We start from the raw sequence: 20,057 nt of genomic DNA on the forward strand, positions 1-20,057 counted from the left end.
ACCAAACCATCTAATTTATAAGTTCTCATGGCGAAATAATGGAGAAGAGAAGGTTTACCGCAACTTTCCTGAATTATTGAATTACATGGCGACCTCCATAATTGGGATAGAGCCCCAGTAGAGGGGTAACTGAGTGATACTTTTACAAAAAACTGAACATGATGAAGACGCCTATGCCGTTGTTGTCGAGCCTAAGAAGCCGCCAAAAGTTACAACGATTGAGCATCTCCTTGAAAGTGCTGAGGAAGAACAAGGTATGTTTTGGGTTCACCTGCGCTTGGGGGCGCCCAGAACCCATGAAATTTTAGATAAACTCGAGCTGGATCCACTTTCTAGGGAGGGGATAGTTTCTGAAGAGGTAAGGCCCCAGTGCCTTGTTCGCGGAGAGGGGGCTTTGCTGACGCTTTTCGGGTTCAAAGAAGTTCCTGCCATTGGGGCCTCTGAGCTTTCGAGCCTGCGGCTTTGGGTGAGCGCCAAGAAAGTGATCACTGTCTGGGATCAACCTTTGGGCGTTGTGCGTGCGCTTAGGGAAGACTTGGAGCTTGGGGCAAAGCTGGACGGGGCAGATGATTTGGTTGCCCAACTTGCCATGAACCTCACGGATCGGGCGGAGGAGTTTGTTGAAATTCTTTCCGATGAAATAGATGAGTTGGAAGATATGGTTCTGGAGCAGGATAATCCTCCTTGGGAAAGTGAGCTGGCTCAGGTTCGCAGAAAAGCGACGATTATTCGCCGTAGTATGTTTATTCAACGTGATGCATTGAGAACCTTCGAAATCGAAGAGTTTAAATGGGTTGGCCATCATGCCCGAACCTTACTTAGAGAAGCGGGGGATCGCTTTGTGAGGATTGGTGAAGAGATGGATGCCATTCGGGAGCGGGCCGAGATTGTGCATGACCAGCTCATGTATAAGCGGGCGGAAAACACCAATCGCTATATGTTGACACTGGCGATAATTGCCTCAATATTTTTGCCGCTTGGCCTTATTACAGGGCTACTGGGAATAAATGTTGGAGGCATCCCCGGTGCCAATAGCTCCTATGGATTTATTACTGTTTGCGTAATTTTGGCAGTTCTGGCTGTAATTCAGTACTGGATCATCAAGTACTTAAAGATTTTCTAGAAATCGCTGGTTATGCCCTTCACTTCCCAATCATTATAGCGCGCAGGATCAAGGCCCCCGCGGCCATTCAGTTCCTTGGCGCGCTTTTGCGTCACTTGATCTATGTGCGCTCTTCTTTCTTCAGCTTCTTTGAGGGCGCGTTGTGCAGCAGGAGGGAGATCTTCAAACCTTTTCTTTTTTGGAAGGCTATCTGTATCCTCGGGTCTATGTATCTCCTTGGAGGAGTAGGAAAGTGAGGGACTGTTGTCGCTGTTAGACATTTTGAACGCACCTGACGCTTGAAATTTATGGCTTTATAGCACTTTGCAAACTTGCCATCAAACAAGACAGTTCTTACTTACTTGATGACGAGTTCCACTTATTAACGATTAACTGGCTGGGTTCCTTTATATTTTTTGTGGATGCTCGAAACGTAGCGATCTGGATCACGGTTGAAGTCAGAACTTAAACGAGGGTTGGCTGGAGCAAGTTGAAATGAATTACGTTCGTACCGGAATGTTACTTGCCGCAATGACGGCATTGTTCATGGGCATCGGTTTTATGCTGGGTGGCCAGACAGGCATGGTGATTGCTCTAGTTTTTGCTGGGGGCATGAACCTCTTCAGCTACTGGAACTCTGATAAAATGGTGCTGCGTATGCACCATGCTCAGGAAGTTGGAGAACAGCAGGCCCCAGAGCTTTACGGTATGGTGCGCAGTATGTCCCAGCGGGCAGGCCTTCCTATGCCCAAGGTTTATATCATCAACAACCCGCAGCCCAATGCGTTTGCTACGGGCCGAAACCCGCAAAATGCGGCTGTTGCCGCCACAACAGGCTTGCTGGATAGCTTGACCCGCGAGGAAGTTGCAGGGGTTATGGCTCATGAACTGGCCCATATCAAACACCGTGATACCCTTATTATGACGCTGACGGCGACAATTGCCGGTGCCGTGTCCATGCTTGCAAACTTCGCCTTTTTCTTTGGCGGTGCCCGCAACAATAATAACCCCTTGGGCATTGTCGGGGTTATTTTAATGATGATTTTGGCGCCGCTTGCTGCTGGTCTGGTTCAGATGGCAATATCCAGAACACGGGAGTATGCCGCTGACAAAGGGGGAGCCGAGATTTGTGGCAATCCCCAATGGCTCGCATCTGCACTTGGCAAGATTGCCGGTGGCGGGCAGAGAGTACACAACGAGGATGCGGAGCAAAATCCCGCTACAGCCCATATGTTCATCATTAATCCCCTTTCAGGCCAGAAGATGGATAACCTGTTCTCGACACATCCAGATACCAATAACCGGATTGCAGCCCTTCGACAGATGGGTGCGAGTGATGATTTTTCACCGTTTTCTCGTAGTTCTGGTAGATCACGTCAGACAAGCGGCTTTCGCTCCAGTAGTAGCCGCCAGCAAAGCGGTCCTTGGGGAATAACGCATCCGTCCAATGGCAACGAGAACTCTGAGCATTCTAAACGGCCCAAAGGACCATGGGGGTAAGTTTACTGTCGATCATAAAGTGACGGCCTTATCCCTATAATTTGTTGTTTTAAGCGATTTTTCATGTTGAGCTGGGAAAAGTCGCTTTAAAACGATTGCTTTTTCTAGATTTCCGCTTCACTGAGACGTCTCTTGTTTTGGCCAAAGCAGTGAGCACGCTTCCATGGAAATCGTGAACTGGCTAAGTTTTGGCTCAGTTCCAGTGGAAATAGCTTGGATCATCAATGGCAGAAGAAAATAATAGGGCCCCTTCTAAAAATCCGCGTGAGCGCAGAAAAGGGAAGGCGGGCCATAATAAGTCCAGTCAGAAACCGGCGATGAACGGCGATCTGGATCCAGGATATGCTGCTCGTAAAGTTGCCACGGATTTGATCGGCAAAATTCTTTACAAAAGAATGCCACTGGATGGTGAGCTGGACCTGAATAACGGGCACCCCGGTTATAAACGCCTTGAGGCCAACGACAGAGCACTTGTGCGGGCTATTGTCGGGACAGCTTTGCGCCGGCGTGGGCAAATTCAGGATGTGATTGAGAAGTTTCTTGATCGGCCCATTCCAGAAAAAACCGGCCGCGTGCTGGATATATTGCATGTTGCCCTTGCCCAGATGATTTTTATGCAGGTGCCTGATCATGCAGCCGTTTCCCTTGCTGTTACTCTTGCGGGCAGAGATGCCAGAGCAAAGCCCTATAAAGGCTTGGTGAATGCCGTGCTTCGCCGGGCAACGCGTGAGGCGGCGGATATTGTGGCCGTGCAGGATGAAACCCGCTTGAATGCCCCGCAGTGGATGTACTCCCGCTGGCTTGAGGTCTACGGGGAAACTGCTGCAAAAGAGATTGCTCGTGCGCACTTACTCGAACCTTATGTTGACTTTTCCGTTCTAGGTCCGCTGGAAGAGTGGGCGGAAAAGTTAAACGGCATCCCTGTTCTTGAAAAAAGCTTGCGCGTACTGCCTGAAGGGGCCATCGACAAGCTTGAGGGGTATGACGAGGGCAAATGGTGGGTGCAAGATGCTGCCGCCTCTATTCCCGCGCGCCTGCTTGGTGACGTTTCTGGCAAGCATGTTGCCGATTTATGTGCAGCACCTGGCGGAAAAACCATGCAGCTGGCCAGTGCGGGAGCAAAAGTTACCGCAGTTGATATTTCTGCACGCCGTTTGAAGCGCCTGCAACAGAATATGGAGCGGCTTGGCCTTGAAGTTGAAACGGTGATTAGTGACCTGCGCACATATTCACCCGATGTTAAATTTGATGCCATTTTGCTGGATGCTCCCTGTAGTGCCACTGGAACAATCCGCCGTCATCCAGATGTTGCCTGGTTGAAACAGGAAGGCGATATCCAGAAACTGGCCGAATTGCAGTATGAGATTTTGGAGCGTGCCTCCAGCTGGGTTGAGACCGGCGGACTGCTTGTTTATTGCACCTGCTCTTTGGAGCAGGAAGAAGGCGAACTCCAGATACAGCGTTTCCTTCTTGAGCACCCTGAGTTCAAGCGTGTTCCTGTTGAGGCGCAAGAGCTTGGAGGGTGTGCGCCAGCCATTAATGAACAAGGCGACTTTAGAGCCCTGCCTTGCCATAATCCCAATGAAAAATCCAAATTGGGTGGCTTGGACGGCTTCTTTGCTGCAAAACTTATGCGCATATAACCCCTGACCAATTCGCTGCTTTAACAGAATGGTTAACAAGTTATAAAGAGGTTTATAAGACCCTTGTGGCGTGAGGTCGTTATTCCAAAGAGGTTTTGAGTAGGTATGACGTTGGCTGTGGTAGCTGAACAGGTGCGCATTGGCCGCCTTTTGGCTCGAAGTGTACTAGATTCTGCGCTTAATTTTGTTTCCAGAGGATCGGTCTCATGGGTGACCTCTTGGAAGCAGGCTGCTCCACGTCTTCTGATTGCCCCTCAAGATCTGCGTACAACAGATTCTACAAATGCCGCTGATATTTATGCGGGCCGCTTTATCTTCTCGGGGACCCTTGTTGAAGCCCATGGAAACTCTCCTTTTGAAGTGCAGCCCCCCACCGAAGAGTGGGCAAAGGCGCTGCACGGGTTTTCGTGGCTGCGGCACTTGAAAGCTGCAGAGACTGCCGTTGCAAAAAACAATGCGCGGGCACTGGTTGAAGACTGGATCAAAGCCTGTGGTGGCTGGCACACGGTTGGCTGGAAACAAGAGGTTGTTGCTCGCCGGATTTTAAGCTGGATCACACAATCCCCGCTGCTGCTTGAGGGGTGTGATGCCGATTTCTACAAGTTGTTCATGCGTTCCCTAGCCCGGCAGGTCCGTTTTTTACATCAGAGCCTGAATGAGACGGCAGATGGTGTGCCAAGACTGATTGCCGCCATTGCTATTGCCAGTGCTTATGTTTGCATGGAAGACCAGAGAAAAAATGTACGCCATGCCCTGCGACGGCTTGATCAGGAGCTGGAGCGACAGATTTTGCCCGATGGGGGACATATATCTCGTCATCCCGGTGCCATTCTCGACATTCTGGTTGAGCTTTTGCCATTGCGTCAGGCACTCATGATGCAAGGGCAGGTGGTTTCCAAGGCGATTATGGAGTCCATTGACCGGATGATGCCAATGGTTCGGTTTTTCAGGCACGGGGATGGGTCTTTTGCGCATTTCAATGGGATGTCTTCCACTCAAGGCGATATAGTTGCAACCATTCTGGCCTATGATGATGCACGCGGTATGCCGCCGGCAGGTGCCCGACATTCGGGATACCAAAGGCTGACAGGGGGAAGTAGTGTTGCACTTGTGGAGACGGGAGGAATTCCCGCCGCGGCTGTCAGCGAGAAGTTTCATGCCGGTTGCCTTTCCTTCGAATTTTCATCGGGCCGCAACCGTATAGTGGTAAACTGCGGTGTCTCTGGTTTGGAGCGGGCGCAATGGCGGTCCGTTGCCAGATCAACAGCGGCGCATTCTACTGTTGAGGTTGCCAAACAGTCTTCTTGCCGTTTTCTTGCCAATACCAATTTGGTGGGTGTCATCGGCACTCCTACGATTTCCGGCCCGCGCGCTGTGAATGTTGAAAGAAAAGACGGCGAGTTGGAAGACAAGGTCATTGCCAGCCATGACGGCTATGCAGCCAAATGCGGCGTCATACACGAGCGCGAGATTACGCTTTCGCGTGACGGGACTGTGCTTGACGGTATTGATCGCCTCAAAACCACCCATAAAATGGGTCTGCAGCAAACCTATGCTATTCGCTTCCACCTCCATCCCTCTATCCAGTGCCGTGAACTGGGCAACATTGTATACTTGAAGTGTGAGGACGGGGAGATCTGGGAGTTCTCCGCTGAAAATACTGCGGTTGAACTGAGCGAATCAATTTACCTGTCCGATGTGTATGGGCACCGCCGGTCCACACAGATTGTGATACCCGGTGTTGTGAAGAGTGACACGGCAATCACATGGATGCTGCGCAAGGCATCTTCCACAGAATCGCTGAACCAAGCGCTTTAGGCCAAGGTTGATTTACCATAGACCTCCGTGAGAATTTATATATTCGACTTCCTATCCTAAAGTAGCTTTGTTTTCGCCTTTTGTTTACCGAAGAACCATGCTACTCGGCGCGCGAAACATCCATCCGCACTGTAACTCAGGATAGGCATTTAAAATGGCCGTGGTTTCCAAAGGTATTCCAGTACCAGAGCTCGTTTCCATCAAACGTGCGCTTCTTTCTGTTTCCGATAAAACCGACCTCATCAGTTTTGCAAAGTCCCTTCTTGATAGGGGTGTTGAACTGGTTTCAACTGGTGGCAGCCGCAAGGCGCTTCAAGAGGCAGGTCTTGCTGTTAAAGACATTTCCGAGGTAACGGGGTTCCCTGAAATCATGGATGGGCGCGTTAAAACGCTGCATCCAAAAGTACACGGCGGACTTTTGTCCATCCGTGACGATGGCGAGCATAAAGCCGCTATGGATGAGTATGGTATTACTGGCATAGACCTGCTTTGTGTAAACCTTTACCCCTTTGAGGAGACGGTTGCCTCCGACGCTGACTATGCCACGGGTATTGAGAACATCGATATCGGCGGGCCTGCCATGACGCGGGCGGCTGCGAAAAATCATGCCTATGTGACAACTGTTGTTGATCCTTCCGATTATGATGAAGTGATTGCAGCGCTGGACGCCAACAATGGGCGCTCTCCCTTGGCACTGCGTCGCAAGCTTGCTCAAAAGGCATTTGCCCGCACTGCAGCCTATGATGCAGCCGTTTCCAACTGGATGGCGGAACAGGTAGATGTGGCTACCCCTGATTACAGAGCAGCTGGCGGTATGCTTCACGAGGTCATGCGCTATGGTGAAAACCCCCATCAGAGTGCGGGATTTTATCTGAGCGGCGAAAAGCGTCCGGGTGTTGCGACAGCCCGCCAAATTCAGGGAAAACAGCTTTCCTACAACAACATCAACGACACGGATGCCGCGTTTGAGCTGGTTTCCGAGTTCGATCCGGCCCGTACGGCTGCGGTTGCCATCATAAAACACGCCAACCCTTGCGGTGTCGCGGAAGCGCCAACCTTGAAGGAAGCCTATGAAAAGGCGCTGGCGTGCGATCCGGTTTCTGCATTTGGTGGCATTGTTGCCTTGAACGGCACGTTGGATGCTGACGCTGCTGAAGAGATTACCAAGATCTTTACCGAGGTGATCATCGCTCCGGATGCGAGCAAGGAAGCCATTGCCATTGTTGCAAAGAAGAAGAACCTGCGCTTGTTGCTTACTGACGGGTTGTCTGACCCACGTGCAAAGGGCACGTTTGTGAAAAGTGTTTCTGGCGGTCTTCTGGTTCAAAGCCGTGACAACGGTGTGGTTGATGATCTGGATTTGAAAGTTGTCACCAAGCGCGCGCCGTCTGATCAGGAACTTCTTGATATGAAAATGGCGTTCCGTGTTGCAAAGCATGTGAAGTCCAATGCGATTGTCTACGTTAAGGACGGGGCAACCGTTGGTATTGGCGCCGGTCAGATGAGCCGAGTGGACAGTGCCCGCATTGCGGCCCGTAAAGCTGTTGATGCAGCTGAGGCTGCCAATATGGCTGAACCGCTGACAAAAGGCTGTGTAGTGGCATCCGATGCCTTCTTCCCGTTTGCAGACGGGCTTCTGTCCGCCGCAGAAGCTGGTGCAACCGCTGTGATTCAACCCGGTGGCTCCATGCGCGATGACGACGTCATCAAGGCAGCGGATGAAGCTGGCCTTGCCATGGTGATGACCGGCATGCGCCATTTCCGGCACTAGAGCTCCTTTTGTTTGATTGAACTCAGTCAAACAACAAGACTTTGCTCACAACAAAGAAGTGAGAGCGCGAGGCGTTTATGAAAATGAACGCAACGTGCTCTCGGCTCTCCATTAAAACTAAGCCTTTAATACCAACGGCACTTATAATTGACCTGTATGCGCCCAATTTCGTCTACCGATTGATGTGATTGTGTGGGGTTGTTGAATAAGCTTATTCCAAGCGGAACAGGCGGCATCGACAATTTCCTGGTAGTCTTGAAAGGTTCGGTTAGAGAGCCAGTTTTGCCGTAAGTACTGCCAAACATTTTCAACCGGGTTGAGCTCCGGAGAACGGGGTGGGAGCAGCAAGATGGTTATATTATCAGGCAACTTCAGTTTTGCCGTTGTATGCCAACCCGCTTGATCCATCAGGACCACTGCGTGCGCCCCTTTGGCGACGGTTCGGCTGATTTCTTTAAGGTGAAGCTGCATGGAATTGGTATTGGCTTTGGGCAAAACAAGTGCTGCCCCTTTGCCGTGGGCGGGGCAGATGGCCCCGAATACATAAGTTGATTGATAGCGCCCGTCGCTGGGAGCCCGTGGTCTCGTTCCTTTTTTTGCCCACCTTCTGGTGAGCCCATTTTTTTGACCAATGCGGGCTTCGTCCTGCCACCAGATTTCCATGGATGTTTGTGAGGGCAAGCGCGCTTTTATTTCTTTAAGCCGGGCATGGAAGTTTTTTTATATGTCTCCATAACTTGCTCGTCCTGTGCCGGGTGCTGTGGCCGAACGCTGACCCGAGAAAATCCCAGAACTCTGAGGAGGCTTGAAATAGCCCTTTCGCTATAGCTGACCCCAAACTTCTGCTCGATCACACCTTGCAGATCCCGCCGACGCCAGCGAATTACGCCGTGTTGTTGTAAATCAGGCCCAGCCTCAACCAGATCTGCAAATTCAGCCATTTGCTCTTTATTTAACCACCGGACACGGCCCGGGCTCTTACGATTGTACAGGCCGTGCGGCCCTTCTGCGTTAAACCGATGCACCCAGTCTCGCAGTGTTTGGCGGTCCATGCCGCCCATGCGTGCCGCCTCCAAGCGCGACAACCCATCATAAACAGCAGCAAGAGCAAGAAGGCGGCGGCTCTGCCTGACATCCTTACTTTGACAAGCAAGAGTTCGTAACGAAGAAGCATCATAGTCTCGGCGCAATGGGATCGCTGACATTGGGAATCTCCTTTCCCAATGTTGAATCACAATTCAAGTGATTTGGGAATCCTCATCCCGAGTCAAAAACAGGTGCCGTTGGTATAAGACCCGTAGGTTACCCGCTGCGGGTTTTCTTAGTTTTTGGGAATAGGCAAGGACTGCTTCCTTTTATAGTCTCCAAGATACACTGCTGCTTCAGTGGATGTTGAGTCGTGAGAGCACAGGAGAGTGCAGTGGTTTCCCTTGATGACAGCCGCAATAAAAGTGCTGACCACTGGCTCAACTTTATTCCGCTTATATTATGCGTCTATTTTGCTCTACAGGTTATAATTCGATATTTCGCTTCTGACAGCCTTGGCTTGGATGAAGCGGAGCAAATTGTTGCCGCCCAAGGCCTTGAATGGGGCTATGGCCCGCAGCCTCCCCTTTATTCATGGTTGGTTTCGCTCTTTTTTGCCATATTCGGCGAGGGCGTCTTTACATTGGCACTTTTGAAAAATTTACTCTTGTTTGCTGGCTATATGGGAATCTGGTGTAGCGGCCGAATTATAGGCGGCCTTGCTGTCGGGGCAATTGCGGCAGTTTCCCTTTTATTTCTGCCTCAAATAGCTTGGGTATCCCAAAAAACGCTGAGCCATTCCACTTTGTTGTTTGCGACCTCGTCATGGACGATTGCTCTCTTCCTCTTTGCCTTGAAAAAGCCTGCCTACTGGAAAAGCTGTTTGCTTGGGGTTTTAATTGCTGCTGGTGTTCTCTCCAAGTTCAACTACGCCTTCCTGTTTGTGGCTCTTGTGCTTTCTGCAGTGTGCTATCAAGACGGACGCCGGTTTCTTTTTTCAAAGCAGTTCATTCTATCCATCGTGATTGCGGGTGCTCTGCTGGCTCCTCCGGTTATTTGGATGTTCGAGAATGTTGATCTTTTGTTTTCGCGCACGAAGAAGTTTGAAGTTGCTGCTGGCGGTAAAGCGCGTCTGGACGGGATTATCTATTTAGTTTCCTCTAGCTTGTGGTTCGTTGCCATTGCAGCGGTAGCTTATGTTGGTGCATTCGGTTTTATCCGGAAAAAAGGAGAGCAGATTACACCGGATATTGATCGCGTTTTGCGAGGCTTTATCAGCCTGACACTGCTTTTGGGTGTCGTATTGGTAACTGTTTTGGTCCTTGCTAGTGGTACAACGGTTGTTAAGGGCAGGTGGCTGCAGCCTGTTTTGTTTTTCACTCCGCTAGTGGCTTTGAGCTGGCTTTATAACCGTCTGAGCGAAAATAGGGCCAAAGTGTTGTGTGCCCTCGCATTCTCTCTAGCGCTTTTGGTATCCATCACCCTGCCCATCAATTTGAATTATGGAAGTTTCAAAAAACCGCCGGTTCGCGCAATTCCTTATGAGGGGATTGCTGTAATTGCCGAGCAGAGGGGCGTCAAAAGCCTTTTCACCATAAACCTCGCCCTTGCTGGAAACCTATCCTATCTGCTTGGTGATATTCATGTGGCTACCCCTGAATATGCGGCCCTTGATATATCCTATGAAGCGCCAGTTATGGTCCTGTGGAGGCATGGAGCTAGTGGTCGGATGCCTAGAGTTTTGCAGGAGCTATACAAACGGAAGCTTGGAAAAGATCCCACAAACATTCAGGGAAAGCGGATATCCTTGCCCCACAAAGGTTGGTGGAATGAGGATTTTCAATTTTGGATGGTCATTGAAAACTGAATAAAAGCCCATGTTATCGAGCACCCTTCCTAACCGATTTTGAAGGGTTCTGTGGTATCGTTGAACCTACCAATTCTTGGTCGTCAGAATAGGGCGTTTGGCAGGATGAGTGAGAGCCGTGACATGAATGTTGGAAAGCCTCCTGTTTGTTTATGTCGACGATCTTTTTTGAAATATACTGGCTTCGGTGGGGTGATGATGGGTACTCCCTCCGTTTTAGCCCAAACTAGCGGGGGAAATAGTAGTCCCGCGAATAGAAGGGGCACCCAGCCTTCAGAAGCGCAGATTATCAAACCCAAAGATGCGATCTTACAGCTGATGACGGGAAATCAGCGTTTTGTTGGCGGGCTTTCCAAACCAAGAGATTTTCTGGCACAAACAAAAGCTCTTCCCTTTAATCAAGAGCCCTTTGCTGCAGTTCTCATATGTTCCGATGCGCGGGTCTCCCCAGAAGTCATTTTTGACACCGGGCTTGGAGAGCTGTTTGTGGTTGGCGTTGCTGGCAATATCGTGACACCTGAAGGGCTGGCCAGCCTTGAATATGCCGTTGACATTCTTGGTGTTTCATTGATTTTTGTTTTGGGTCACACCCGTTGCGGGTCTATTGAAACGGTCATCGAAGCGGTGAAAGGGGAGAGGGAACTTCCCGGTCATATGGGCTCTTTGGTTCGTTATATCGAACCTGCCTATCAAAAAGTCCTGAAGCATGAAGGTAACCTTCTAAACAATACCATTTCCGCTAATATTCTTCTTTCAATTGAACAGTTGCCCGCATCCTCCAAGATTATTAGCCGGAATTTGAAAGAGGAAACGTTGGCGATTCACGGTGGCCTTTATGATCTGCACAGCGGTAAGGTCTCGCTGCAGGCCTAAGGCCTGAAACCCCAGATTTAACGTACTCCAGCACCGCATGAATTTCATGCAGTGTCGGATCTGATCCCGTTCTCAACGAGAGTGGCAAGGCGGGCAGGCCAGAGCCTGCGCAGTGACTAATAAAATGTTTCTTCGGCTTTGGCATTCCACCTTGCCCGGGATTATTTTATGCGAAATACTGGGGTAACCAACAGCAGTCGAAAAATACGGTTTCCCGCAGCTGCTCGCGACTCTGGAGGGGCTCCTTGTATCCGCCGGACGTATATGGACACCCCCGATATGCAAGCAGTGATTTATGAAATTTTGGAAAGTGAGGTCAGGCACTGACGTATATTCGGCCTCTATTTGCGACCTTACTCCGTCGCGGGCCCCTATGGAGATCCGTCGAACCGGTCCAATTCGCTTACGCGCACTTTAAATGTGCTCCGTCCGGCAGTGGTTTTCCGGTTCTGTCTCAATGACCATTTTCCTTAGCTTCTTCGGTCCTGCTCACATAGCTTATCAGGGAGCATTGCCATCTTCAGCCGATAGCAGTCTCCCGATAAGATTCTTTTGTTTGCAATAAAGCCCAGACAATACGGGCCATCTTGTTGGCAAGGGCGACAGCCACCAGCATAGAAGGTTTACGGTCCAACATCCGTTGCAACCATGCCCCCTCACGGGCACCGCGCAGCTTGGCCCACCGGACCACTGCCATTGCCCCGGTAATCAGAAGGCGCCGAATATCTCTTTGTCCCATCTTGGAGGTGCGTCCCAACCGCTCCTTACCTCCACTGGAAAACTGTTTGGGAGTTAGACCGAGCCAGGCAGAAAAATCTCTTCCCTTTGTGAAGATCTCAGGTGGCGGCGCAAACGCCAGAATGGCAGATGCGGTGATCGGGCCGATACCAGGAACTGCCATCAAACGTGTCGCAACTTCCTCCTTTTCGGTTGTTCGGTTGATAGCCTTCAGGAGCTCATCAATTTTCTCCTGCAGGCTCACAATCTGATCGAGAAGCATATGACTATAGCTCACAACCGTTTCTGGCAGGTCCTGCCCCTTTGTTTGGAGCAGTTCTCGCAATGCCTTGAGATGAACAATCCCTTTTGCTGCAAGCAGACCATGCTCTGCCAGATGCGCCCGCAAGGCATTAATCGTTTGCGTTCGCTGGCGCACAAACAGATCCCGGGTTTTGAAAGCCATACAGCCTCCCTGCTGTTCACTGCTTTTGACGGCAACAAAGCGCATGGTTGCGCGGGAGGCTGCCTCCGCAATGGCCTCAGCATCTACTGCATCATTTTTCTGCCGTTTGACAAACGGTTTCACATAGACGGGAGGAACCAGTTTTGCCTCATGGCCGAGGCGGTTAATTTCCCGCGCCCAGTAATGAGCGGTCGCACAAGCTTCCATAGCCACAACAGTCGGGGGCAAGCTTTCTAAAAATGGCAACAGTTTTGCTCTGGAGAGTTTTTTGCTGAAAATCGGTTTTCCACTCTTGTCGGCACCATGTGCCTGAAAAACATTCTTAGCCAGATCAAGTCCTACTATGTAAAGTTCTTTCATGGACGCCTCCTATACAAGTGGTCTGACACCACTTTGGCACAGTAAAGCTTGAAAGGGGGTGTCCATCCCATCGCATACGTTTAATCCAACCCAAATCAACAATCATATTGAAGAGCAAAAGTAAGTCGACGAAGAAGGAGATGTGCTTTCGGAATGGAGCTGTAAACTCTCTGATATTGCCGCAGCAGCATAAAGAATATCGAAAGAAATCGAACGCGCAGAGAAAAACACTTCCTTACAATAACCCCAGAGCAACTGTTCTCCCACTCTCCCTGCCAGACGTTTTATAGGTGACAGTCACCAATGCTGGCACGGCATATGCGGTCGGTCCTGCTCAACGCCGGGAGAAGCGGCAAAGGCTCATGTGGCAGCCCCCGGTTTTTGCAAGAACTTCTATTTGTAGACAAGCACCCGCATTCCGAAAAACAGCAGGCCCCCTTCAAGGGCGGCTTCATAAAGCTGGCTGGGGTGGCACGGCAACGGGCGGCCGGTTGGCAATACAAAGGCCCACGGCACATCGGTGACCCGACCCCACAACTCGTTGTTGATGAAGTTGGCAAGCCTGCCGAAGAACAAGCCGATCGGCGCGGCGCAGGCAATGAAGTCGAAAAAGCCCAGTGTGGAGAGCTTGCGTGAACGGCCATACAAGATGATGGCGAGGGACAGGCCTAATAAGCCGCCGTGGAACGACATGCCCCCGTGCCAAACGGCCAGCATATCCAATGGGTTCTGCAGGTAGTAGGTAAGCGGAGTCATAACACTTTGAAGAATATTCCTGTATTAGCAAAACACCGCTTACAATGGGACTTTATCCGGATTTGGTTCTACTCATTGGACGCCTCATCAAGATGACTCGTCAGTCTTGACGCCTGTGTAGCAGGCCTCCGAACCTTGCAAAAGAGCCTTCATTCCAATTGGTAGGGCGTACAGCATGTAGGTGTTTCGTGAGGGCTCTATGTGGTATTGGAGGTGGTTTAATTTGCCATCCACATGCACATGGTCAAAGTTCTGCTCAAAGTACGGAGAGGTAAATTCGATAAAATTTGCAGTGTTATGATCCTCAGGTATATCTGGAAGTGTCCCTTTGAACGTGTGATTGTTATCTTCGCGGTATTTGAGAGCATTCCTATGGAGCATCACCGCCGTTTCTAAGTTCCATTGGAGGTTTTCAAAGGTCTCACTATCGCAAGTCTTTTTATAGGCCTCCCGATAAAAGAGCGGCGCCATGCTTTGAGACGGAGCGGCACCTGCATCATACGCTTTCCTTTCTACCAAGAATGAATGAATTTGCGTCATCTCCTCCAGAACAAACTCAAGGTCCAGATCCGGATATCTATCCGCCTTCAAATAATTATAGATATTTAGAAAAGCCGATAGCTTGCGGTCCAGCTTATATGTTGCACTCAGATAAGTATTGGTAGCGTTTATAGTCCAATAATCATTGTCTAACGCCAGTTCACCGTCTTGATCAAAGAATAACGGCAAAATATCGGCGAGCCATTTTCCAATGGTTTCATCCTCCGTTACTTTATAGATGGCCAACATGGCTGCCATAGAAGGAAAAGGCGTGGTTCCAAATATTTTTGTTTTAATTGTTTCTAATTTTTCTAACCGATCCTCTTCCTCATCATAGGCATAAAACCCCGCCACCACCGCATTTTTATAGGCCTTGATCACATCAAGACTGGCAAGGTCATCAAACAGGAAATAATCCAACGACAACGCTGTAACATCTTCTCCATCATTCACCTGTTGAGGCGTAAACACGCCTGCCTTAATCCAGTAAAAGGGGAATTTGGAATCATAGCCACTCACATACTGACCGGGGTACTTCCTCGCACAGGTTGCCCCAGAAAACTCTACTTCGTTTTCACCAAGTACACATTTCCAAGAATTGCCACCATCATGGGCAAAGCTGAAGTCACGGGAAAATCGGTTGGCTTTGCGTGCAAAATCAATGTACTTGCGGTCTCCAGAACGGGCCCAACTGTAAATGCTGTTGTGTACGATATTATACTGGGAAATACTTTGGCGGTACCACTGGGGATAGACGTTGACCTGATTGTCTACGTTCTCCTTCATGTAGCGAAAGAAGGGGGCACGGCCATAATTGTACCATCCTTCGAGCGGGCTCCAACTGCCACGCTCCAGATAATCATCGAACCACATTGAGTGGAGGTTCTCCAGCTCTGCATAAGTAGGAGGATGATCATCATAATCCCATCCCTCGTCGAGAGTATTGTTGCCGCCCTCCCCCTTATAAGACATGACTGGAAAAACCGCATTATCCAAATTAGTAATGTAGGTTTCATCCACTCTGGCCAAATAAGGCTCCACCAGAGTTTGGGCCAATACATGCATGTTTTCAATCGGATTATCTTTTGAAAGGACCAAGCGAACTTTATGCGTGCGCCCCACACCCCATGCGTTGCTCAAAACATCCAAATCAGCTGCCACGGAATTGACGTCAGTGCCGGTCTGGCTGGCAACAGAATTCTTGTAAGTATCGCTAAAGCTGTTAAAAATCGTTATCGGGCTATAATCAATATAGGCAAGTTGCTCGGTTGGTTCCCAGAACTTCAAAGAGTACTGACTTTGGTCTTCGTTAAAGCTGCCGGGGGTAGAGCTACTCCCCTCCAAGCTTTTTGCCGCCTGTTCTTCAGTAATAGCCCATACGTCCACGCCATCTATAGGTCTCATCTCAAGCCCTAGTTCCGTAAATTGAACCTTTTCACGGGTGCCGATCAGCTGGTGTTCAATATCAAGGTACGGTGTATCTTTCAGAAAAGTATAGCGTACTACCGCTTTTGCAACTTCAGCATCCTCATTACCCTGTACAGGGTAATACCCCTCTCCCTTGATAACAGTTCTGAACTGGCTGTTACGCTCTACTGTCCAGTTAACTGCATTCGTGGGATGAAAACGACAGTCACTACCGCCGATCTCATCGCAAATGAGTTTATCCTTGAGATAGAAATTCGAGCTTGCATTAGTGGTTAGGAGTTCTGAACTGTCCCGACTGATCTGTGAGGGAAAGAGGGAATCGGGAGAGAGTTGAACGGCATAGACTCCATTTGAAACCGTGATTACGCCCTCACTGTCTGTGGTAACTGGCATGTTTGGACTGGCAGTGTGACTTTCCCCATCCCCATTGAGACGTAGGGTGCACTCCGGCTTATCAGGAGACCACCGGTATTCCACCCATGCCCATCGCACATCCAAATTGGATGTGCCGTTTTGCTCCTCGGGATTGGCCCAGACAGCTTTCTGCATTACCGCCAAATCAACGGGCTCGACATTAACGGTGCCCCCCTCCAAATTGGCAGCGGCAGAGCAGGACAGTCTAAACTTATCCAGCGCATCCTCTTGCACCATTCCTCGTACCAGAGGTAGACCAAACCCCAGAACCTGTGCGGAAAATTGGTCCTCTGATAGATTTGGGGGAGTAACCTTGATCTTTATTTCAGAGGTTTGCGTGGAACTGGCAGCAGCTTCTCCTAAAGGCGAAGTTAGACACGCCAGTGCAATACCCATTGTGGCGCAGGCTCCCCAGTGCCCGGATTTATTGTTAGTTCGCAAGGAATTACCTCTCTAAATTGTAGGAATCAAAATGCTCAATCAATATAGATCAATGATTAATTGGGGGGATAATAAGGCAGGGCACTTGGTTGATACCGGCACTTATTGCGGCAATAAAAATAAAACACCCCTCGCCAAACTCAACTCTTGCGATGTGCCCCCCCACTTTTTTATCAGTGGCAACCAGCCTGCCTGTTTCTATGCTGCGGTATTTCATTGAAGGGAATATTTATGAAAAAGCAACTGGACACCATCACACTCGGGGCTTTCGTTTGTGTTGGTTTACTTGGCGCGGGTACAGTTACACCTGCCACCGTAGCTGGCACCATAGAATACAAGGTGCCGTCTATTGACGAAGCTCGGGCGTTTTGGGAGAAGCGGAAAACCAACTGGCTCAGGTTGGAGAAAAAGAAACGCGGGTGGCATGGATATATGCCAATTTCATTACCTATGACGCCGACTGGCATTGCCATCTAAGAACACGCCGCGGATTGCAAGATCTGACTTAGATGTATGGGATATCGGACCTTGCGAGTTCAAATAATATAGGCTGCGCTTAAGTCAAAAACACAAAGTGCGTAAGGGCGATGAGCCCGATCGCTTTGGCAGGCGCTGCAGAAGGCCATCCGGTTTTCTGGGCCGGACCGCTCCAGCTTGACAGACTGGCGGGCGCCGGGCGAAGGAGGGCACTGAGCCAGCGCGATAGGCGGATTTTGAACCAGTTTCCAACGACTTCTTTGTGCTTAAACGATCCTCGCACAGCCTACGTTCTATGTTCACGAAAATGGGCGCCCATCGGCACCGGCCTGCTTGGTCAGCTCTTCTCCGACAAATTGGAAGCCGAACCCACGCCCTTGGCTTTTCCAGATCCCGGATTTGGCAGGCGATCGTTTCACAGGCAGCAACAAGTTTGGTAAGCGCCCCGGAATCGAGGCTCTTGGCCACTTTCATCCGTTCCGCAATGGCTTCTGGAGCTTCTCAACTGTTGAACGGACACCCAAGCCTGTTTTCAAAATCTCCAATCCATTTTGCATTCTGTTCAGCGCGGCTGGCGGACAGAGATTGACGGTAGTTTAGTTCGCGTGCGAATTCTTGCTGGCGCTTGTGTTCTCCGGCCTCAATTTGAGAGCGAATGTAGATGTTATCTTGTTTGCGTGCGGCGCGCAGCTTCGTATCCGCTGTTTTAACCCCACCTTTTCCTAACGCCGCGCTCCTCACATAGTCCTCCCAATTCTTGACGGAGGCCTTATGACAAAGAAAGTACTGTCTAAAAACGTTAAACCCCTGACTGTGAACCGGCTTCAGGTGGTTGACGATAGTTACACACTCAGAGTTACCCGGGCGGCGCATCAACATGGCGTTTCCCGCTCGCAAATCTACCACTGGCGCCGACAGGTCAATGAACCAGATCACGTCGAAGTTGAAGATCACATAGATCAAAATGCGGCGCTGCCCAACTTTGCCGCCTTGGTACTTCAAGAAGAGGTTGCGCAAGAGCAGGAGTTGGAAAGCATTCCGCCTGAGTATTCTGCAGATCCCATTCACTCCCCCTGTGATAAAGCGTCCCTTGGAGCCATACGGTTGAAGGTTGGACGGATTAAGCTGGATTTACCATCCAACATCCCAACACGCCGCTTGGCCGAGCTTGTTCTGGCGTTGGAGGCGGGGTGATGTTGCTGCCTTCCCAGCACTTGCGGTTTCTGGTTGCCACCAAGCCGGTTGATTTTCGCAAAAGACATAATGGTCTGGCCGCTTTAGTGCAGAACGAGTTGAAACAGGATCCGTTTACCGGCACCGTTTTCATCTTTCGCTCCATGCGCGGCGACCATCTCAAATGTGTTTACTGGGATGGCACCGGACTGGTTCTGATCTACAAACGTTTGGAGGAAAGTACCTTCTGTTGGCCGCAAATCCGTAATGGGTGGTGAACCTGTCTAACGCCCAGTTCGAAGCCCTGTTTTGCGGCCTTGACCAGCGCAAGGTGAGAGCATTGGAAGTAAAAGCGCCGCAAGGTGTTGAATAGTCAGGAATATTTCATGAATAACCTAGGGGTAACTGGCTGTCTCTGCTATAGTTTTGCCATGCAAAATCCAGTTTCCTGTCCCAATGACATTGACATGTTAAAAGTCAAGCTTGCCGCCGCTGAACAGCGGGTAACGGCGCAGGATGCGCGTATCGAACAGCTGGAAAAACTGCTGGCAGATTACAAACGCGCCTTGTTTGGGTCAAGATCGGAAAAGATCCATCCGGACCAGGTCCAGTTGCAACTGGAAGAACTGGAAACCACAATCGCTGTCGAACAGGCGGAAGCCGAAAATGACAGCCAGCTTAAGCCGAAAGCCAACGGGTCATGAGCGTTCATGCGTGCTATCAATACTGGGAGTTCCGGCCCTGCAACATGATCGCTGATACCGATGCTCAGCCGCTGCCGGGATCCTATGAGAGCGGCAAGGGCACGATCATGCTTATTCAAGAATTCGCGGGCATGTTCGAGAAAGGTCGTACCCTGCGCCGAAAGCTCAACGTACCTTGGAGTACGTACGAAGAGTTTGCAACCAAGCCGTTTTTCGAGCCGCTTAAGCTTCAAACTGACCGTGGACTGTGCCGACTGTGTGGCTTCGGCTGCGTGTGTAAAGCTGCCTAGCTCGGCAATTAGGACAAAAGTTCGGACGGCATCCAGATCGAGGGAACGCTTTATCATTTAAAAACTCAATAAATGAAATTATTATTTATTGTATACGCCGTTTTGAGCACAGTGCAGCAGATCGACTACAGAAAATGGCATTATGCAGCACGTTTGTACGGCAAGGCCTTGCAATTTGTAGACAATATACTACCTTTGTAATACGAATGTAATGCAAAGGTGATTCTCGTGCCCCATCGCACCATTTCAATGAGCTTCCGCCTGTCAGAACAAGAAAGCGAAATCCTCGCCCGCATGCAGGTGCCAGGCGCCACGACCCCAAGTGAGAAACTGCGGGGGCTAATTCATAACTCTCCGGGGCAACTCGACCAGTTGCCACCTACACAGCAGCTGCGCAAAGTGCTGGAAGATGTGAGAGCGCGTCTGGATGCATCTGACGAACGCTCTGATTTTCTCTCTTCTCTTGTTGACCGGCTGCCGTTGCTGGTGGGGACACTCACCGGTAAAGCCGCCGATACATCTGTCAAAGATCTGGAGGCCGCGGTGCTGCATGAAGTTTATGAGCTGGCCGAACAGTGCCGGCGGTGCTTGACCAGCCCGCATGCCAATCAGCTCAACCCGGATTTGGTAAAAGAGTATCAGCAACGGTTTTTTTCTAATAATACCAGTTCTGCCCTGTAACAATTCAAGA

Annotated in this window: 19 protein-coding genes and 1 pseudogene; 13 read left to right on the top strand and 7 right to left on the bottom strand. The window is 50.2% G+C overall.

Annotation, left to right across the window (positions count from 1 at the left end; all coding sequences use genetic code 11):
- The first annotated feature begins 133 nt into the window (after nucleotides 1-133).
- Complete coding sequence (locus tag P6574_RS20215) at nucleotides 134-1,123, top strand: CorA family divalent cation transporter (RefSeq protein WP_310622004.1); 990 nt, start codon at nucleotides 134-136, stop codon at nucleotides 1,121-1,123.
- Here the strand turns inward: P6574_RS20215 and P6574_RS20220 are convergent.
- Nucleotides 1,120-1,383, bottom strand: coding sequence for a DUF1674 domain-containing protein (locus P6574_RS20220; RefSeq protein WP_310622005.1), 264 nt, complete (start codon nucleotides 1,381-1,383; stop codon nucleotides 1,120-1,122). The genes P6574_RS20215 and P6574_RS20220 overlap by 4 nt on opposite strands.
- 214 nt (nucleotides 1,384-1,597) lie before the next feature.
- On the opposite strand from P6574_RS20220, the gene htpX reads away from it, so the two are divergent.
- The 4 genes from htpX to purH all read left to right on the top strand — a co-directional run bounded on the left by htpX (nucleotide 1,598) and on the right by purH (nucleotide 7,834).
- Nucleotides 1,598-2,602, top strand: a complete 1,005-nt coding sequence (gene htpX, locus P6574_RS20225; protein ID WP_310622006.1) for a zinc metalloprotease HtpX — start codon at nucleotides 1,598-1,600, stop codon at nucleotides 2,600-2,602.
- A 317-nt stretch (nucleotides 2,603-2,919) separates the two neighbouring features.
- Nucleotides 2,920-4,245, top strand: coding sequence for a 16S rRNA (cytosine(967)-C(5))-methyltransferase RsmB (gene rsmB / locus P6574_RS20230; RefSeq protein WP_405048162.1), 1,326 nt, complete (start codon nucleotides 2,920-2,922; stop codon nucleotides 4,243-4,245).
- Between the two features lie 105 nt (nucleotides 4,246-4,350).
- A complete protein-coding gene (locus P6574_RS20235) occupies nucleotides 4,351-6,063 on the top strand; it encodes a heparinase II/III family protein (protein ID WP_310622008.1) in 1,713 nt (570 codons plus the stop codon).
- A gap of 154 nt (nucleotides 6,064-6,217) precedes the next feature.
- Entirely contained in the window at nucleotides 6,218-7,834 is a 1,617-nt protein-coding gene (gene purH / locus P6574_RS20240; RefSeq protein ID WP_310622009.1) for a bifunctional phosphoribosylaminoimidazolecarboxamide formyltransferase/IMP cyclohydrolase, read from the top strand.
- A gap of 141 nt (nucleotides 7,835-7,975) precedes the next feature.
- On the opposite strand, the gene P6574_RS20245 is transcribed toward purH, so the two are convergent.
- Nucleotides 7,976-9,039 (bottom strand): IS630 family transposase gene (locus tag P6574_RS20245; protein ID WP_310619047.1). Its coding sequence is split into 2 segments (ribosomal slippage): nucleotides 7,976-8,556 and nucleotides 8,556-9,039, totalling 1,065 coding nucleotides; the frame shifts between segments, so codons are not numbered across the junction.
- 215 nt (nucleotides 9,040-9,254) lie between these two features.
- Between P6574_RS20245 and P6574_RS20250 the strand changes: the two genes are divergently transcribed.
- Both P6574_RS20250 and P6574_RS20255 read left to right on the top strand, forming a co-directional pair.
- Nucleotides 9,255-10,727 carry an ArnT family glycosyltransferase gene (locus P6574_RS20250; RefSeq protein ID WP_310622010.1) on the top strand — a complete coding sequence of 491 codons (1,473 nt, stop codon included), beginning with the start codon at nucleotides 9,255-9,257 and terminating at the stop codon, nucleotides 10,725-10,727.
- 105 nt (nucleotides 10,728-10,832) lie between these two features.
- The gene (locus P6574_RS20255) at nucleotides 10,833-11,600 is read left to right on the top strand and encodes a carbonic anhydrase (RefSeq protein WP_310622011.1); all 768 of its coding nucleotides are present in this window, start codon (nucleotides 10,833-10,835) and stop codon (nucleotides 11,598-11,600) included.
- Nucleotides 11,601-12,120: 520 nt separating this feature from the next.
- On the opposite strand, the gene P6574_RS20260 is transcribed toward P6574_RS20255, so the two are convergent.
- From P6574_RS20260 to P6574_RS20270, 3 genes are all read right to left on the bottom strand, one after another.
- Nucleotides 12,121-13,143: an IS110 family RNA-guided transposase gene (locus P6574_RS20260; protein WP_310622012.1), complete on the bottom strand. Its 1,023-nt coding sequence runs from the start codon at nucleotides 13,141-13,143 to the stop codon at nucleotides 12,121-12,123.
- Between the two features lie 393 nt (nucleotides 13,144-13,536).
- Complete coding sequence (locus tag P6574_RS20265; RefSeq protein ID WP_310622013.1) at nucleotides 13,537-13,899, bottom strand: prolipoprotein diacylglyceryl transferase; 363 nt, start codon at nucleotides 13,897-13,899, stop codon at nucleotides 13,537-13,539.
- Between the two features lie 87 nt (nucleotides 13,900-13,986).
- Entirely contained in the window at nucleotides 13,987-16,677 is a 2,691-nt protein-coding gene (locus P6574_RS20270; protein WP_310622014.1) for a hypothetical protein, read from the bottom strand.
- A 276-nt stretch (nucleotides 16,678-16,953) separates the two neighbouring features.
- Between P6574_RS20270 and P6574_RS20275 the strand changes: the two genes are divergently transcribed.
- Both P6574_RS20275 and P6574_RS20280 read left to right on the top strand, forming a co-directional pair.
- Nucleotides 16,954-17,199, top strand: a complete 246-nt coding sequence (locus tag P6574_RS20275) for a hypothetical protein (RefSeq protein WP_310622015.1) — start codon at nucleotides 16,954-16,956, stop codon at nucleotides 17,197-17,199.
- Nucleotides 17,200-17,309: 110 nt separating this feature from the next.
- On the top strand, nucleotides 17,310-17,639 hold the full coding sequence (locus P6574_RS20280; protein ID WP_310622016.1) for a hypothetical protein: 330 nt from the start codon (nucleotides 17,310-17,312) through the stop codon (nucleotides 17,637-17,639).
- A 61-nt stretch (nucleotides 17,640-17,700) separates the two neighbouring features.
- On the opposite strand, the gene P6574_RS20285 is transcribed toward P6574_RS20280, so the two are convergent.
- On the bottom strand, nucleotides 17,701-17,940 hold the full coding sequence (locus tag P6574_RS20285; RefSeq protein WP_310622017.1) for a hypothetical protein: 240 nt from the start codon (nucleotides 17,938-17,940) through the stop codon (nucleotides 17,701-17,703).
- Between the two features lie 30 nt (nucleotides 17,941-17,970).
- Between P6574_RS20285 and P6574_RS20290 the strand changes: the two genes are divergently transcribed.
- From P6574_RS20290 to P6574_RS20300, 3 genes are all read left to right on the top strand, one after another.
- A complete protein-coding gene (locus tag P6574_RS20290; RefSeq protein WP_310622018.1) occupies nucleotides 17,971-18,393 on the top strand; it encodes a transposase in 423 nt (140 codons plus the stop codon).
- A complete protein-coding gene (gene tnpB / locus P6574_RS20295; RefSeq protein WP_310622019.1) occupies nucleotides 18,393-18,650 on the top strand; it encodes an IS66 family insertion sequence element accessory protein TnpB in 258 nt (85 codons plus the stop codon). Before P6574_RS20290 ends, tnpB begins: the two co-directional genes overlap by 1 nt.
- A gap of 189 nt (nucleotides 18,651-18,839) precedes the next feature.
- A complete protein-coding gene (locus P6574_RS20300) occupies nucleotides 18,840-19,076 on the top strand; it encodes a transposase (protein ID WP_310622020.1) in 237 nt (78 codons plus the stop codon).
- Here the strand turns inward: P6574_RS20300 and P6574_RS22190 are convergent.
- Nucleotides 19,067-19,423, bottom strand: a pseudogene (locus P6574_RS22190) (LysR family transcriptional regulator); the annotation flags it as partial. The gene P6574_RS20300 and the pseudogene P6574_RS22190 overlap by 10 nt on opposite strands.
- 171 nt (nucleotides 19,424-19,594) lie before the next feature.
- On the opposite strand from P6574_RS22190, the gene P6574_RS20310 reads away from it, so the two are divergent.
- Nucleotides 19,595-20,047 carry a hypothetical protein gene (locus P6574_RS20310; RefSeq protein WP_310622021.1) on the top strand — a complete coding sequence of 151 codons (453 nt, stop codon included), beginning with the start codon at nucleotides 19,595-19,597 and terminating at the stop codon, nucleotides 20,045-20,047.
- Nucleotides 20,048-20,057: the final 10 nt, after the last annotated feature.

This window comes from Pseudovibrio sp. M1P-2-3 (assembly GCF_031501865.1).
GTDB lineage: Bacteria > Pseudomonadota > Alphaproteobacteria > Rhizobiales > Stappiaceae > Pseudovibrio > Pseudovibrio corallicola.